This is a genomic window from Massilia sp. CFBP9026 (genome assembly GCF_034045165.1).
Taxonomy (GTDB): Bacteria; Pseudomonadota; Gammaproteobacteria; order Burkholderiales; family Burkholderiaceae_D; genus Telluria; species Telluria arenae.
Map to the genome: position 1 here is coordinate 103,229 of NZ_JAXCWH010000002.1, position 14,950 is coordinate 118,178.

The following is a 14,950-nucleotide window of genomic DNA, read 5'->3' on the forward strand; positions in this document are numbered from 1 at the left end:
TGGAGGCCTTCAGTTCAGGAGCGCGGGCAGGTGGGACAGCAGATACAAGGTCACGCCGATCATGCCGCCCACGATGGTGCCGTTGATGCGGATGTACTGCAGGTCCTTGCCGATATTGAGTTCGATCTGGGCCGACATCTCGCGGTCGTCCCACTGCTTGACGGTGTCGGCGATGTGGCGCGTCAGGAAGCCCGCAAACTCCGGCGCCACGCCGCGCGCGGCCGCTTCCAGGTTCTCTTGCAGCGACTGGCGCAATGCGGGATCTTCGCTCAGCACCTTGCCGATCCAGGCGCCCATGGCGACGATGCGAACGCGCAGCCTGGAGTCCTCGCTTTCGAGGTCGCGCTTGAGCCAGGCCTTCAGTTCGGCCCACAGCGAACCGAGATAGGTGTTGACGGTCTCGTCCTCGAGCAGGTAGCGCTTGACGTCGTCGGCCCTGGCCAGGAAGGCCGGGTCGTCTTTCAGGCGTTCGATGAAGCCGGCCACGTAGTCGTCGAAGCGGTGGCGCAGCGGGTGCTCGGGATCGGCCGCGACCTTGTTCAGCACACCGGCGGCCAGGCGCACGGCAATGTCGGCGCCCTTGCGGCCGATGAGGTCCGACGGCAGCATCTTCTCGATGAAGGCATAGTCTTCCTTGAGCCATTCGACGATGCCCTGGGCGATGTAGTCTTGCGTGTCCGCGTTGTCCAGCAAGTGTGCCAGTTGCCGGATGCCTTCGTCGAGCAGCTCCTGGTGGCGCCGGCCGCGGGTCAGGCTTTCCAGGATGGCGCCGCTCGACTTCGACAGGTCGACGCTGTTCACCATCGTGTGCACGCCGCGGCGGATGAAGTTCTGCACCGCCGCGTCTTCGATGAAGTCGAGCATGAAGGTGGCGGCGCGCACCAGGTGTGCGCCCATCAACTCGGTATTGGCCGGCTTGACCAGCCACTCGGCCACCTTCTGCACAGGATCGTGGCGCCGTATCAGGCCGACGATGGAATCGGTGTCGAGGAATTTTTCGCGCACGAACAGCGCCAGGTTGTCGGCGATCTTGTCCTTGTTGCTGGGGATGATGGCGGTATGGCGCGACACGATCGGGATCGGCACGCGCCTGAACAAGGCCACCACCGCGAACCAGTCGGCCAGCGCGCCGACCATGGCTGCTTCGGAAAAGGCGCGCAGCAGGCCAGTCCACCAGGTGTACGGCAGCAGGAGGCTGATCACGAACAGCGCGGCCGCGCCTATGAAGAAGCCGAGGGCAATCCGTTTGGAACGGCGCAGTTCATCTTGTTTTTCCATGCAGCGCTAGCTCGGCAGTGACGTTATACCAATGCTATCGCACTTCAGGCGCGGACGACGCGCCGGCCTTGCTTGGGTTTTTTAGCCCGTACATACTGCTGACTTATACTAAATACCTTCCCACCTACTCAAGAGTCCTCCACTACATGCACCACGAATTAAGCCTGATCACCACGATTGCCGCCGCACTCGGTTTCGGCCTGATGTTCGGCATGCTGGCCGTGCGCCTCAAACTGCCGGCGCTGGTTGGTTACCTGGCCGCCGGCGTCTTCATCGGCCCCGCCACGCCGGGCTTCGTGGCGGACATCGGCCTGGCGTCACAGCTGGCCGAGATCGGGGTGATGCTGCTGATGTTCGGGGTCGGGCTGCATTTCTCGCTAAAGGACTTGCTCGATGTACGCCGCATCGCCCTGCCCGGCGCGCTGCTGCAGATCGGCGTGGCCACCGCGATGGGCATGGCGCTGTCGTGGTGGTGGGGCTGGAGCCTGGGCGCAGGCATCGTGTTCGGCCTGGCGCTGTCGGTGGCGAGCACCGTGGTGCTGCTGCGCGCACTGGAGGCGCGCGGCGTGCTCGACTCTATGAACGGCCGCATCGCGGTGGGCTGGCTGGTGGTCGAGGACCTCGTCATGGTGCTGGTACTGGTGATGCTGCCGGCCCTCGCCGGACCACTGGGCGGCAAGGGCGATGCCGGGCTCGATCTGTGGCCGGCGCTGGGCATGACCCTGCTGCAGGTGGGCGGCTTCATCGCCTTCATGCTGATCGTCGGGCGCAAGGTCTTCCCGTGGTTCCTGTGGCGCGTGGCCAAGACCGCCTCGCGCGAGCTGTTCACCTTGTCGGTGATCGCGGCGGCGGTCGGCATCGCCTATGCGTCATCGAGCCTGTTCGGCGTGTCGTTTGCGCTGGGCGCCTTCTTCGCCGGCATGGTGCTGCGCGAATCGGAACTGAGCCACCGCGCGGCCGAGGAATCGCTGCCGCTGCGCGATGCGTTCTCGGTGCTGTTCTTCGTCTCGGTCGGCATGCTGTTCGATCCGATGGTGTTGGTCGACAACCCGCTGCACGTGCTGGGCGTGGTGCTGGTGATCGTGGTCGGCAAGTCGCTCGCCGCTTTTATCCTGGTGCTGGCGCTGCGTTATCCGCTCAATACGGCGCTGACCGTGTCGGCCAGCCTGGCGCAGATCGGCGAGTTCTCTTTCATTCTCGCGGCGCTGGGCATGCAGCTTGGGCTGTTGCCGGAGCTGGGGCAAAACCTGATCCTTGCCGGCGCAATCATCTCGATCGCCCTCAATCCGCTGGTGTTTTCGTCGATCGAGCCGGTGCAGCGCTGGTTCGGGAAGCAGAATCACCTGATGCACCTGGCGCGCAAGCTGGAACGGCCGGCCGATCCGCTGGCGGAACTGCCGATGACGACCTCGCGCGAAAAACTCAGCAACCAGGTAGTGCTGGTGGGGTTTGGACGGGTCGGGCGGCGCATTGCGGACGACCTGACGGCGCGCGGCATTCACTTCGTGCTCGCCGAGCAGCATCGTGAACTGGTCGAGCAGGCGCGCCAGCGCGGCATCCCGGCGGTGGTGGGGAATGCGGCGGAACCGGCGGTGCTGATCCAGGCGCATATCCACAAGGCGGCAATGCTGGTGATCGCGACGCCGGACACCTTCGACGTGCGCAAGATGGTGGAGATTGCGAAGGCGCTTAATCCATCGATCCGCTGCGTGGTGCGCACGCATAACGACAAGGAGGCTGAACTGCTGCGGGCGGAAACTGGCGGGCGGGTGTTCGTTGGTGAGGAGGAGCTGGCCAGCAGCATGACGCGGCATGTACTAGAAACATTGCAGGAGCAAAAACGGGCCTAGCTCAACAAATTTGCCCAACTCGCTCGCCTTGATAACCCCATTGAAAGTGACTCGACCATGACGACAAACTTTTCTTCCCCATACCAGCCGATCAACTGCGAATTTCACGATCTGCTCGAGGCCAACGCCACCTTAGGCAAGCCAGTGCAGATCGGCATTCGCAACGAGACAGGCGCCGTACAGTATTACACAGCCTCCATTACCGACTTATACGCAAAGAATGGTGCCGAATACATGTCGATAAGTACGGGCGACACCGTGCGTCTGGACCAGATCGAGGAGATCGATGGCGCAAAGCTGAGTGATTTCTAATATCGGGTCGTCTGATGGATGCAGGCCACCAGGCGCACGGTGTGCTCGCCGCTGGCTTCTGCCCGAGCTGGCTGTAATCGATCGTCGAACGCGAATACTTCGACAGGCGGCTCACCATCAAATTGAGCATCTTGGCGACCTTCTCGATATCGGCTGACGGCGGACCTTCCTGAGCAGAGACCGCGCAAGCGAACGCGACAGCACAGGCAGTTACGGCAAAATAGGGTGAAGTGGTTACTGAATTATTGACTCACTATCCCAGGAGCAATCATCATGAGTGTGCGAGACGCCATTTTCCCCGCTGGCCGGCATGACCTTTATGTGAAACAGACTTATTCGGCGGCAATCAGGTCAGGCGATCTTCTCTTCGTGTCGGGCCACGTCGGAAGTCGCGACGACGGTTCGCCCGAGCCTGAGTTCGAGGCGCAGGTTCGCCAGGCCTTCGCGAATCTCCAGGCGACGCTGCAAGCGGCCGGGTGCGGGTTTGACGATATTGTCGACGTCACCACTTTTAATACCGATCCTGAAAAACAGTTTGCCTCGGTGATGAAGGTGAAAAGCGAAATCTTTCCTGAAGCGCCTTATCCAAACTGGACGGCTGTCGGCGTCACCTGGCTCGCAGGGTTCGACTTCGAGATCAAGGTTATTGCCCGCATTCCCGCCTGAATCATCGGATTGCCGGAGTCGATCGTCACTACCAGGATGATGGCATGGTCCTGTGACCGCTACTGACGCTTGACCCGTTGCCATACGATCCGGATCCTGGTGCCGTCCGGCCTCTGGAAGTTTTCGGTCATGCGATCACCTTCGACGACCAGGCGCAGCTCCTTGCGGGTACGCACCTGTCCGATCCAGTTCGGAAAGGTCGATGCCTCGACGCGGTTGCCGCTGAATACTCCATCCTTGTCCACCGTATAGGTGCCGAAGAAGCCGATGCTGCCGGCCATCGCGGCGCGGTTTTCTTCGGTCGTGCCCTGCCCTCGGACATTCGAGGCGAATTTTGGAATGTTCGCATCGGTCAGCACTTCGATGAAATGCATGTCTTCGGTGAACACGAGCAGGCCATTTGGCTTGTCGCCGTAGGCCGGCACGTTCTTGCCGTCCGAGTCTATCTGCGCGGTCACCATGCGCCAGGTGCCAAGAACCTGGTTCGGCGATCTGGCCTCGGCAGGCGCTGTGATACCGATCAGCGCTGCAAGAAGGACGAAACAGGCAAGCTTCGGGGTATGCATGAAAATCTCCTGTATATGAAGTACGCCCACCCATCATAGCCAAGCGGGAGAGCCTGAGCATCTACCTGAGCTTGCATGCGGTAATGAACAGCGCAGAACAATGACATCATCTTTTCGTGATCTCATGGTCCGGCACAAAGCTCACGCGGCGAGTGATGACGTAACGCAATAGCTAAACTTCAGAGCACCGATATCGTGTCTCCGATAAGTTTATCTGGAGCACATCTCGACATGTCCACTGCATTGACGGAGCAGATCAAGACCGCATTGGCCGAGTATTCAGGCACATCCAGATTGATGAATCTGTCTATTGGAGATGGTCGTGCGGCACGGTGCGATTTTCTGGCCGAGGCTTTCTACGCTGAAGATGGGTTACAGGACGTAGGCGGTTGCGAGTTAATCGCACTTTCTCCGAGCGCATTCGTCCAGCCACAGGCCTTGCTGGGACAAGCGGCCAAGCTCGAACTTAGCCTGGCGGACGGCACACGGTCTCCCCTGTCCGGCGAGATCAGCGAGGTTGCGCAGTTAGGCAGCGATGGCGGCCTGGCACGCTACCGGATTCGGATCTCGCCTTGGCTATGGCGCCTGGGGCATGTCCGCAACTGCCGCGCATGGCAGGACAAGCGCGTGATCGATATCGTCGATGCGGTATTTTCCGCATATTTGCCGCTGGCACGCTGGCGTTGGAGCGACGAGACCAGTGCCTTCATGACGGGGACTCATCCGCGCAGCTATTGCTGCCAGTACCGGGAAACCGATCTCGACTTCGTCCGTCGCTTGCTGGCCGAAGAAGGCCTGGGCTGGCGGGTCGAGCAGGACGATGCCGGACACGGGCTGGTGCTGTTTGCGGACAGCACCCAGGCCAGCGCCGTGCCGGAGGATGCGAGCAGCGCATCCGGTGACGGCATCCGCTTTCACGGCGCCAACTCGGTCGAGCAGGCCGACTCCGTGCAAGCGTTGGTGTCCCAGCGACGCCTGCATGCATCGCTTACCAGCTTGCTGAGCCCGGACTACAAATCGAAACGCAGCGTCAGCGCCAATTCTCCATCCTTCGTGCGCAACAATAAACTCCCGGAGCTGGAGACGTATGACGTGCCCGGGCAGTACGCCTATGCCAATGGCGATCAGGCGCGGCGCTATGCCGACCTGCAGATGCAGGAAGCCGAAGCACGCGGACAGCATTGGCAAGGCCGTTCCACGGTGCGCACGCTGCGTGCCGGAACGCGCCTAAAAGTCAGCGGCATGCCGCTGCGGCAATTCGGTGGCAGTGCGGCGTTCACCATATTGCGCGTCAGGAGCGTCGGGATTAACAATTTGCCGCCAGCGGCCCAGCACGCACTGGCCGAGCTGTTCGGTCCCATCCCAGAGCTGCTGGGAGAAGTGATGCGTGAGGTGTCGGAAGAATTTGGCCTGGCGATCGAGCAGGCGCGCCGGACTGGTTATGCCAACTGCTTTGAAGCCATTCCTGTAGAACTGCCGTGGCGCCCGCGACTGGCTGTCAGCGACGGGCGCAATTACACCAAACCGACGGCACACGGGTCGCAAAGCGCGATTGTCGTTGGCGCGGACGGCAGCGATCGTCCCAATGGTGCGGATGAGCTGTATTGCGATCGTCTCGGGCGTGTGCGGATCCGGTTTCACTGGCAGGATCAAGGCAATGCGAGCTGTTGGGTGCGCGTGGCGCAAAGATCGGCTGGAAGCGGCATGGGATGTCAGTTCTTGCCGCGTATCGGGCAAGAGGTGCTCGTCCAGTTTCTTGAAAATGATATCGATCGCCCGATCATCATTGGCGCGCTATACAACGGGCAAGGTGAAGGCGGCATCGCGCCGACGCCCGGTGGACAGCACATCGCAAACAAGTCGACGTCTCCGTTCGAGCGGGCGCATGATCACGCGCGATCTGGGCAGGGCAACCTCGCTGGTGGCAACAGTCCTGTATGGCATGGGGCTTCGGCCGATAGCGCCGGTCACCGCAATGACGCGGCGCAATGGGGTATCCGTACCAAGGAGTTTGGGGGCAGCGGCTACAACCAGCTGCTGTTCGATGACACCGATGCGCAGGGCCGGGTGCAGCTCAAGTGCAGTCATGCCGCGAGCGAACTCAATCTTGGGCATCTGGTCCACTCTACCGACAACTATCGCGGCAGTTTTCGCGGGCTCGGGGCCGAGCTTCGTACCGATGCCTATGGCGCGGTGCGGGCCGGTGCAGGGTTGCTGGTGTCGAGCTATCCGATTGCCCATGGTGCGACCGCACGTGACCCAGCTGGCGCCAATGATGGTGGTATCGGCTTGCTGGACCAGGTTCTGAAACTGGTCAGCGCCCTGCACGGCGCCACGGCCGCTCATGAGACGGTGGGATTGGCAGCGCATGCCGGTGCGGCCAAATCCGATGCGAGTGTGCTCGATGGCAAAGCGCCACCCTTGCGCGCCATGCACGCTGCACTCTCGGGCAAGGTCGACCAGCAGGGCTTCGTCAGCGCCGGATCGGGAAGGCTGCCGCATATGGCCGGTCCGTTGATCGCGTTCGTCGCCAAGGAGGGGCTCGGCGTCAACGCCGGGCAAAGCCTGCAGCTCACCAATGGCGAGACCTGTTTACTCATTGGTGGCGACGACGCGCAATACGTCAGCGGCGCCCGGATGCGGGTGCATTCAGGCCAGGCGATCGGCATGCTCGGCGGTGCGGCAAAGCAGGAGGCTGGCCAGTCCGGCCTGCAACTGATCACGGCGCGGGATGGCATCGATGTCCAGGCACAGTTCGACGGCGTGACGGTCCAGGCACGGGACGAAGTCGACGTGGTCAGCGCCAACGCCCATGTCGACTGGGCGGCGGCGAAGAGCATCTCCTTGAGCGTCGCCGGCGGCGCCAACATCATGATCGATGGTGGAAACATCGTCGTTCAGTGTCCGGGAAAGCTGGTGGTCAATGCGGGCAAGAAGAGTCTGTCCGGGCCGGAGAAAATGGGTTATCCGATGCCGGCGCTGCCGCGCAGTATCTGCCTCGAATGCCTCAGGAAATCGCTGGCTGCAGGGCCGGCGTTCACCATGGTGGAGTGACATGCTGATCGCACCGTTTGTGGATAGTTGGATGGACGAGTTGTGCGCCCGTACGCGAGACCTCGCTGCTGGACAGCGGCTGCATTTGCTGATCGATGGGGCTTTCGTTCCCGGGCTGCATCGGAGCATCCATCCAGACCGGAAAACCATGCTGTTCGCCTCGCTGCCGGGGTGCAGCGACGAGGCGCTGGACCTGTCGTCGCTCCTGATGCCATTCGATCCGGAAGATCCATCTGCCCGACGCATACTGCAGCGCTGCAGCGGCTGGCCCATGGTCAGCGTGATCCAGACGCACGAGGATCTGGGACAGCTCGCTGCGAGGATGGCGGCATGGACTGTCGTCGAAGCGGATGGGCAGCGGTTTCACTTGCGCTTTGCCGATACGCGGCGGATTCCGGCAATCGTCCAGGCGCTGGAACCAGGCCAGCGCGCGCAACTTCTCGGTCCTGCGACGAGTTGGGCTTGTGTCACCCGCAGCGGTGCCTGGCAGGAGATTCGGCTCGACGGCGCCGATGCGGAGGTCGCGGCTTTTCCTGCGCTGGATGCGCGGCAGTTCGGATTGCTGGTGGAGGACAGTTGTATCGACGAGATGCTGGCGCTGTTCATGCGACGTCATCCGGGGCCGTTCATGCCGGCATGGCAGGGATATGACGTGTTGACGCTGGCGCTGCAGGTGGCGGAAAACGGGCGGTTGACGGAACCGGCGGTGTTGGACTGGTGCGAATTCCTGTGGCGGGAGGGGCAAATCGAAACGCCATCGACTGCCGCAGACAAGTTTGCCAACTGGCAAGCGACGCAAGTCGATCTAGCTTGAAAGGAGCGGTAATGCCATGAGTGGTAACAAAGTATTCCTGGTCGTGCTGGTACTCGTTTCGACGGCTGTCTATGTCTTGGAGCGTGAAGAAAAGACTGTTGGCGTGAGTCTGCACGGGGTGAATCATACCGACGAGACGTTCAGCTTCTATCTCAGGGACCCGGAGAATCCGGAAATGATCAGCGGCGGCAGCGGCTTGATCGATCCATATGGTGCCAGCGGAATCACCTGTTGCGCCGTGTTGCCACGCGAATGGCATCCTGGGCTGAAGTTGAAAATTCACACGACACACTATTTGGAAAAGCAGTCTGAAGGCACCATCCCAGAAATAAAGGAAGTTGTAGAGGCTGAAGTTCCCCAATACGTCGACGGCAAGCCGGGAGAGATATGGGTGCTGCGTAAAGCCGATGGCAAGGTAGAAGTGGTCTCGAGCGATTATCAGCCTGATCACCCCAATTGGCCGGGAGCGATCAAAGGGTGGCCGGTGCCATCCATCGAGTATAGACGTGAGCGATGGGAACTGCATCGAAAGCTAACCGCCCACGAAGTGAAAATTTTCACTGAAGCATTGGAGGAGTTGGAAACCTCCCCGCTAACCCAGACAAGAGAGGATTGGGAGTCAACCAAGTCACATTCCCCTTATCGGCTAAGCGGGTTTAGTGGTCCTGATGATCCACTCTATATAGCTGAGCGCAAGATGCGCTACGCTGAAGCGTTGGAGTCAAGCAAACGAGACCTGCAAAATATCATGGAGGCCAAGCCATGAATACTCAGCTGTCGCCGCCCGTCAACGTGAATTTCACCAATGTCTCGCTGAAAGAAAAATTCTTCAGCCAAGAAGAGATCGAAACGATCAAGGCCCACGAAAATAGAGAGAATTCTAAAAAAGTTCAACCTAAAGATTCCTGTACAACGAACCTGTTTTTCGGGTTCTTTTTCGATGGCACCAAGAATAATTATGAGCAGGCTGAAACCGCAAGAAATCACTCCAACGTGGCTCGGCTTTATGACTGCTATCCTGGATTAAGCGTTCCTGGTGTACTGCCAAATACGGCTGACTGGGTAACGGACGCGGACCAATATACGAATTTTTTTAAGGTCTACGCCCCCGGTGTCTCTTCTCCATTCAAGGAAGTTGGTGACAAAGCCGACTGGCTGGACGAGCCCTTCGGCGCGGCCGCCGGTCGCATGGGTGAACGACGAATTCTATGGTCGCTCGTGCAAGCTATCAATAACGTCCATCGCTACTTCCTGAAAGTCCCCTTGGTGCCGCAGCCAGAGATGGACGCGATGTTCCGGGACATCACCCTGAACAAGAGCACGCGCAGGAACATGACGGGCAAGTTGCCGCCGATGACGTCCAGCTTTGGCAAGAAGGGAGTACGGTCCGATCGCATGGCCCGAGCAGTATTCGAGCGTATCCTGGGTCGTCTGCATAAAGCTATAGCCCAGCACTGGCCGGATTGCCATACCGGACGACCGCCGAAGATCAGCCCAGCAGTGGTCAAGACGATCTACATCTCGATCTTCGGATTTTCACGCGGTGCAACGCAAGCGCGCGCCTTCACCAACTGGCTACAGTCCTTGTGCGAGCTCGACGCCCAGCTGAGTGGAAAATCCGGCGGCATGTCACTTGGTGGGTTCCCTGTCCAGTTCGATTTCTTGGGTCTGTTCGATACCGTGGCGGCGATTGGCGTGGGGAATACCCTGGGTGGCTCAACCGGCCATGGCGCGTGGGCAGACAGTGAAGACAGCTTGCGTGTTCCAGCAACTATCCCATGCCTTCATCTGGTCGCGGCCCATGAAATCAGGCGCAGCTTCCCGGTCGATTCGATCTCGGTCGGCGGAACGCTCTCATCACGTCACCAGGAGATCGTGCTGCCAGGAGCCCATTCCGATATTGGCTGCGGCTATTGTCCAACCGAACAGGGCCGAGGTACCGATCCGAACGGTGACGACATGCTGTCGAGGATTCCACTCTTGATGATGTACAGGACCGCAAGATTAAGCGGCGTACCGCTGAAGCTCGAACTCGCCAGCACATCGGCCAAATCGAGATTCGCGCTTACCAAAAAAGCCATCGCAGACTTCAACGCGTATATCGGCACATGCCAGGTCAAGACAGGCCCACTGCACCTGATCATGCGTGAGCAGGTGCGAAAATGCATCGAATGGCGCGTCTGGCGCCGCGTTAGCGGTGCATATCCGCTGCAGTCCAGCGAGAGCTTTTCCAGGGCGTCCAATTTCGACAAGAACGATTTGTACAGCGCCGCTCTCGAATTCGAGGATGAGATCGAAAAATTCACTGAATGGAGACGCGAGAAAGGCGCTCGCACGCTATTCCGGACACAGCATCGAGGCTTCAACAACGATCATGAATCGGAATGGCTCGAAATCGCCACTTGGTGGAGAGGCGAACTTTCAATAGCCCCCTGCGTCGTGACATTCTTCGATAACTACGTTCACGATTCGCGGGCCTGGTTCAAGCTGAGACCGGGCAATCCCGACAATGAAGTCAAGGCTCACAAGGAATTGCAGGGCTGGCAGCGAAGACGTGAGCTGGATGAGGCAAATGTCAAGCTGCCTACCCTTGCGGGCAAATCCGATTACAAAGTCGCCTCGGACCGATTGAGCCCGGAACAGCGGCGAGCTGTCGATGAATACAGGAAAACGAAAGCCATTCCGCGCATGCCCACCACTGGACGCGAGCCTTGGGAGTCATCCATCGCCTGGCTTGCGGGCGCCGGCTATCTGCGCTTCAGGAAGATCTACGGCGGACACGATTCGGTTTTGCTATCCGCAGTCGACGCGCCCGCATCCGACCACCATCCCGACTATATTGCACGCGCATGATCCGCCCACCGCTCCCGGAAACAAAAACCCGTCCGGCTTGCGCGGGACGGGTTTCATGAAACGAACTGACCGATCAAGCGGCGACTTCTTCCTCACACAAAGTCAGCTTGGCCGCCCGATGCCCATGCAACTGCGGCATCAACAACTCACTCCGCTCTTCCAGCAACGCAAACACCTCATCCTTCGACAGCACATACTGCTCCAGCAAGGTATCCTTGAGCGACTCCATCACCAGCTTGTAATCGCGGATCGAATCGAGGGTGTAGCTATAGAGCGCATCCGCCTTCTCTTCCACCAGGCGCACGGTATGCTCGCCACTGGCTTCCTGCCCCAGCTGGCTGTAATCGATCTTCGAGCGCGAATACATCGACAGGCGGCTCACCATCAGGTTCAGCATCTTGGTGATCTTCTCGATATCGTTCTGGCTGCCGACCGAGATACCGCGCGCGCCATAGAACATCTCTTCCGCCGCCACGCCGCCGTACAGGCCGACCACGTCACGCTCCAGCTCTTCCAGGGTGCGCAGCGACATATCCTCGCCCGACTGCAGCACATACCCCAACGCGCCGATCTTCGACACCGCTTCGGTACTGATCTTGAGCAGGTGCGACTTCTCCTTCACTTCGGCCAGGCTGAGACCGGCACGCAGGTGGGGATCGATCTGCATGAAGAAGTGACCCAGTTCATGCAGGGCGATGCGCTCACGCTGCTTGTGCTTCTCGGCCGTCGTCGCGCGGTCAGTCAGGCCGATGGTGGCGCGTTCATAGGCGCGGAACATCAGGTTGGTGTTGATGATCGTTTTTTCCTGGATCGACAGCATGCTGGCGCGCTCGACCACGGTTTCCAGCAGCGCCGGGCTCAGGTTCTGGGTGATCTCGGCCACCTGGTCCAGGTTCAGGTCTTCCCAATCGACCAGGCCATCCTTCTTGCGTCCCAGGAAGCTGCGCAGCAGCTCGCGGCGCTCGGCCTTGTTCGGCAGGCGGAAGTTGATCTTGACCGAGAAGCGGCGCAGCATCGCTTCGTCCATTTCCGTCGTGTTGTCGTCGAAGTTCGAGGCGACGATCCAGATCACGCCCTGTCCCTTGTCGCTCTTCACGCCATCCAGCAGGCCGAGCATGGTGTTGGCGGTGTCGTCTTCCCATTTCTTTTCGCTGCGGCCACGCGGCATGAACAGGCTTTGCGCTTCATCCAGGAAAATGATGCACTTGCCCTTGGCGCAAGCCTTGCGGTACAGGGCGTTCAGGGCTTTCGAGCCGCCGCCGACATAGCCCGACTCCAGCGCCGAACCCGAGGCCGAGATCATCGGCATGTCGAGGCGCTTGGCCAGGTAGCCCACCAGCTTGGTCTTGCCGGTACCGGCAGGCCCGGTCAGCATCACATTGAACGGCTTGTCGATATTGTGCGACTGGTATTCCGCGCGGTTGCGGATCATGTCTTCCAGGTGCAGTACTTCCTGCTTGATGTCTTCCATGCCGATCAGGTCGTCCAGGCTGCCCTTCAGCTTGTCCGGGGTGATCATCGATGCGCTCGTCCCCATGCCCGGGATGCCGAACTTCATCACATACAGGACCATCAGCACCAGGATGATCGGGAAAGCATTGCGCTTGAGGAAATCGCCGGTCTGTTCGAGCATGCCCACACCCTCGTCCATCACCGCCTTGTGGCTGGCCAGGAAATCGTCCTTGGCGATCGAATACGGAATCGCGTTCTTGAGCAGCACTTCGCGCTCGAGCGACAGGTGCGAGGTGCTCGGCACCTTCACCACGTGCAGGCTCGCTGCGTCCTTGAATTTATAGATGTAGCGCGGCGCCTCCGACAGCGGATGCGCGATCAGCAGGTAATCCAGGCGCGCTTTCTGCTCGGCCAGCGATGTGATCTCGGCGATGTTCTGCGAGTGGACCACCGGGCTCGGGTCTTGCGGTACATCGGACTTGAAGATCGCCAGCGCCACCAGCATGCCCAGCAGGATAGCGGACAGGATGCGGACGTAAACGTTCTTGAATGCAATCTGAAGTCGGGCGAAGTTGGGCATCTGGTTACTCGTCGAAAGGTGCGTCGTGCAAAAGTGGGACTGCTGTTGCCGTATCGCGGAAGGCGGCGAACGCGGCGTCGGCCGGGGCCGAAGGTTTCAGACGTGTTGGTTGGGACGTTGCTGTGATGCCCGAGGGCAAGGGGATAAGGAGACTATACATTCAAAAAAAACCGCGGTGAATACCCCAAGGATAAAAAAATGCGGAATTTGATGATGATGAAAAAGCTGATAACGTTTTTAATTATTCGAGTGACAGCAATAATGATGAATGTGCCAATCAAATGACGATTTATTGCGAAATTCGCATTATCACTCTGCCCAATCCCGCATTATATTTACTGCTGAGCGCTGTTTATTTACCACAGTCAACTTTTCCCTTGAGTGAACGCAAGATGCTCGCATCTTTCAGCAAAAACATGACTTCTTTCTACAACTCATGGATTCAATTGGGCGCAAAGTAGCCACGGATTTGCTATGATGATGTAGCAAGACGGCGACCGCGGATGGAGTTCGAACTCATCCAAAGCTCGGTGGCATTTAGCTTGTAAAGAGGAATGGCTATGAACAGACTTGCTTTGACGGCGGCGCTTGCGCTCTTCCTCGGCAACACAGCCCAAGCCGCCGTTATCGATCTTGCTCCCGGCAATGGCGTCGGCGCCGTTCCGGCCCCGCAGGCGGTGCACGACCTGGCCGTCACGGGCCACACGCACATCGTCACCCCGCCGTCCCACCTGTCCGAACTGCCCGAACCAGAAGTGTTCGCGATGATGCTGGTCGGCCTGATCCTCATCGGCTACCGCGCGGGCCGCGACAGCAGCGACAAGTTCAGGTAGGCGGCCGACAACGCCGGGTCAGCACCCGGCTGGATGGCTGCACAAGCCGTGCAGCTTGGTGATCGTGCGCCAGTTGCGCGAGGTCGTGCCGTCGCCCAACCCCTTGCCAAGGGCCGCCGCGGCGGCGCTGTCGAGCACGCCTTCAGGGCACCATACATAGGCGGCGCGGCGGCCGATTGCCAGCGCCTCGGGCTGCCAATCCTGGCCGCACAGGCAGGCCGCCACCTCGCGCTGCGGCTCGCCCGCCAGCAGGAAGGCGAACAGGCGCGCATGGTCATCGGCCAGGTCCAATAAGGGATTGTCGTCGATGATGTCGGCCAGCTCCTGGTGCTCGAGCACGAACACGCGCGCCGCCACGCCAAGGCGCAGCACCATCGCTTCCTCGAGCGCCTCCGCCGCCTGGCTGGAGGGCACGTCGGCGTCGAAGATCACGTTGCCGCTATTGAGCAGGCTGCGCACGCCGGTATAGCCCAGGCTTTCGACCAGCTTGCGCAGGTCGGCCATGGCAATTCGTTTGGCGCGGCCGACATTTACGCCGCGCAACAGAGCAATGTAGCGTTGGCTGGTCATGGGATCATGGTAACGTGGCGCGGGCAATCGGTGCGCGCGTCTTGACGCATATGGCAGGCAGGACAGACAAACGATGACCGATGCTTACAGATATTCAGCCGCGCCGGTGATAACATCGGCGC

12 protein-coding genes are annotated in these 14,950 nt (G+C 60.0%); 8 read left to right on the forward strand and 4 right to left on the reverse strand.

Going from position 1 to position 14,950, the window contains the following annotated elements; translation table 11 throughout:
* Positions 1 to 9: 9 nt before the first annotated feature.
* A complete protein-coding gene (locus SOM28_RS04595) occupies positions 10 to 1,278 on the reverse strand; it encodes a DUF445 domain-containing protein (RefSeq protein WP_320467379.1) in 1,269 nt (422 codons plus the stop codon).
* Positions 1,279 to 1,424: 146 nt separating this feature from the next.
* On the opposite strand from SOM28_RS04595, the gene SOM28_RS04600 reads away from it, so the two are divergent.
* The 3 genes from SOM28_RS04600 to SOM28_RS04610 all read left to right on the forward strand — a co-directional run bounded on the left by SOM28_RS04600 (position 1,425) and on the right by SOM28_RS04610 (position 4,106).
* Positions 1,425 to 3,128 carry a cation:proton antiporter domain-containing protein gene (locus SOM28_RS04600; protein ID WP_320467380.1) on the forward strand — a complete coding sequence of 568 codons (1,704 nt, stop codon included), beginning with the start codon at positions 1,425 to 1,427 and terminating at the stop codon, positions 3,126 to 3,128.
* Between the two features lie 57 nt (positions 3,129 to 3,185).
* Entirely contained in the window at positions 3,186 to 3,440 is a 255-nt protein-coding gene (locus SOM28_RS04605; RefSeq protein WP_123072055.1) for a hypothetical protein, read from the forward strand.
* A 273-nt stretch (positions 3,441 to 3,713) separates the two neighbouring features.
* Positions 3,714 to 4,106, forward strand: coding sequence for a RidA family protein (locus SOM28_RS04610; protein ID WP_320467381.1), 393 nt, complete (start codon positions 3,714 to 3,716; stop codon positions 4,104 to 4,106).
* A 59-nt stretch (positions 4,107 to 4,165) separates the two neighbouring features.
* On the opposite strand, the gene SOM28_RS04615 is transcribed toward SOM28_RS04610, so the two are convergent.
* Positions 4,166 to 4,672, reverse strand: coding sequence for a lipocalin-like domain-containing protein (locus SOM28_RS04615; protein WP_123072053.1), 507 nt, complete (start codon positions 4,670 to 4,672; stop codon positions 4,166 to 4,168).
* A 231-nt stretch (positions 4,673 to 4,903) separates the two neighbouring features.
* Here SOM28_RS04615 and SOM28_RS04620 point away from each other — a divergent pair, with 231 nt between their 5' ends.
* The 4 genes from SOM28_RS04620 to SOM28_RS04635 are packed head-to-tail and all read left to right on the forward strand — an operon-like array spanning position 4,904 to position 11,393.
* A complete protein-coding gene (locus SOM28_RS04620) occupies positions 4,904 to 7,726 on the forward strand; it encodes a type VI secretion system Vgr family protein (protein ID WP_320467382.1) in 2,823 nt (940 codons plus the stop codon).
* A gap of 1 nt (position 7,727) precedes the next feature.
* Positions 7,728 to 8,540, forward strand: coding sequence for a DUF4123 domain-containing protein (locus SOM28_RS04625; protein WP_123072051.1), 813 nt, complete (start codon positions 7,728 to 7,730; stop codon positions 8,538 to 8,540).
* A 16-nt stretch (positions 8,541 to 8,556) separates the two neighbouring features.
* Complete coding sequence (locus SOM28_RS04630) at positions 8,557 to 9,306, forward strand: DUF3304 domain-containing protein (protein ID WP_320467383.1); 750 nt, start codon at positions 8,557 to 8,559, stop codon at positions 9,304 to 9,306.
* Positions 9,303 to 11,393 (forward strand): T6SS phospholipase effector Tle1-like catalytic domain-containing protein, encoded by a 2,091-nt coding sequence (locus SOM28_RS04635; RefSeq protein WP_320467384.1) that lies wholly within the window; start codon positions 9,303 to 9,305, stop codon positions 11,391 to 11,393. The genes SOM28_RS04630 and SOM28_RS04635 overlap by 4 nt, the downstream gene beginning before the upstream one ends.
* Before the next feature lie 73 nt (positions 11,394 to 11,466).
* Here the strand turns inward: SOM28_RS04635 and SOM28_RS04640 are convergent, their stop codons facing one another.
* Positions 11,467 to 13,425: an AAA family ATPase gene (locus SOM28_RS04640; protein WP_320467385.1), complete on the reverse strand. Its 1,959-nt coding sequence runs from the start codon at positions 13,423 to 13,425 to the stop codon at positions 11,467 to 11,469.
* Positions 13,426 to 13,985: 560 nt separating this feature from the next.
* Here SOM28_RS04640 and SOM28_RS04645 point away from each other — a divergent pair.
* The gene (locus SOM28_RS04645) at positions 13,986 to 14,258 is read left to right on the forward strand and encodes a hypothetical protein (RefSeq protein ID WP_123072047.1); all 273 of its coding nucleotides are present in this window, start codon (positions 13,986 to 13,988) and stop codon (positions 14,256 to 14,258) included.
* An 18-nt stretch (positions 14,259 to 14,276) separates the two neighbouring features.
* Here SOM28_RS04645 and SOM28_RS04650 read toward each other — a convergent pair whose 3' ends face one another.
* Entirely contained in the window at positions 14,277 to 14,828 is a 552-nt protein-coding gene (locus SOM28_RS04650) for a DUF1697 domain-containing protein (RefSeq protein WP_123072046.1), read from the reverse strand.
* Between the last annotated feature and the right edge of the window lie 122 nt (positions 14,829 to 14,950).